This window comes from Nostoc sp. (assembly GCF_036917815.1).
Taxonomy (GTDB): domain Bacteria; phylum Cyanobacteriota; class Cyanobacteriia; order Cyanobacteriales; family Nostocaceae; genus Nostoc.
In genome coordinates this window covers 1-1001 of the sequence record NZ_JBALEK010000076.1, presented here as the reverse complement: position 1 = coordinate 1001, position 1001 = coordinate 1, and the positions used below count along the sequence as shown (strand labels likewise).

The 1001-nt window shown below is 38.7% G+C and carries 2 protein-coding genes; both read left to right on the top strand.

Going from position 1 to position 1001, the window contains the following annotated elements; translation table 11 throughout:
• Positions 1-382, top strand: a 382-nt coding sequence (locus tag V7K97_RS23370; RefSeq protein WP_334803378.1) for a sensor histidine kinase, incomplete at its 5' end; no start/stop codon positions are given.
• Positions 383-459: 77 nt separating this feature from the next.
• A partial coding sequence (locus V7K97_RS23365) for a serine/threonine protein kinase (RefSeq protein WP_334803377.1) occupies positions 460-1001 on the top strand: 542 nt, incomplete at its 3' end.

Here is a 1001-nt window from a genome sequence, read left to right as displayed (position 1 = left end):
TTTACCTCAAATAGAATGCTTCCCTGGTCAATTAAATCAGGTATTTATGAATATTCTGGCAAATGCTATTGATGCCTTGGATGAATCTAATACCGGATGCAGTTTTGAGGAAATTAAAGCCAGTCCTAACTGCATTACAATTACAACTTCAGTTGAAAATAGTCTAGTTAAAATTGCTATTGCTGATAATGGTAAGGGGATGAGTGAACAAGTCAAATCAAAAATATTTGACCATCTATTTACGACGAAAGCCGTTGGTAAAGGTACAGGATTAGGATTAGCGATCGCTCGTCAAATCGTTGAAGAAACCCACGGCGGAAAATTGAGTTTTAACTCGGTTTTGGGTGAAGGGACAGAATTTATCATTGAAATTCCTTTGTAAAAGACTTTGCTCTTGTTTATAAATAACCTGATATATTCTGGGAACACTAAATCTAGAAGCCTTAAAGATTTAGCAGTATGGTTAGCACTCTTGTCAATATTCCCGGATATCAAGTAAGCGAAGAACTCTACAATGGTTCCAGAACCGTAGTTTATCGAGGGTATCGAGAAACTGACTCTTTGCCTGTAGTGATTAAACTGCTGAAAAATCCTTATCCGAGTTTGGGCGAACTCTTGTCGTTTCGTAATCAGTACACCATAGCTAAAAATCTCAACTCACCGCTAATCATTCAAACCTACAGCCTGGAACCCTATCAGAATGGTTATGCGCTGGTGATGGAAGACTTTGGGGGGATTTCTCTCAAGGAGTGGGGAGTAGGGAATAGGGAGTGGGGAGTTGGGGGAAGTGTAGAATCTTTGATGGAGTTTTTAGAAATTGCGATCGCACTGTGCAATGTCTTAGATATACTCTACCGTGAGCGAATAATTCATAAAGACATCAAACCCGCCAATATTTTAATTAATCCCAAAACAAAAGAAGTCAAATTAATTGACTTCAGTATTGCATCCCTACTACCACGGGAAACTCAAACACTAATCAATCCCAATGTATTAGAAGG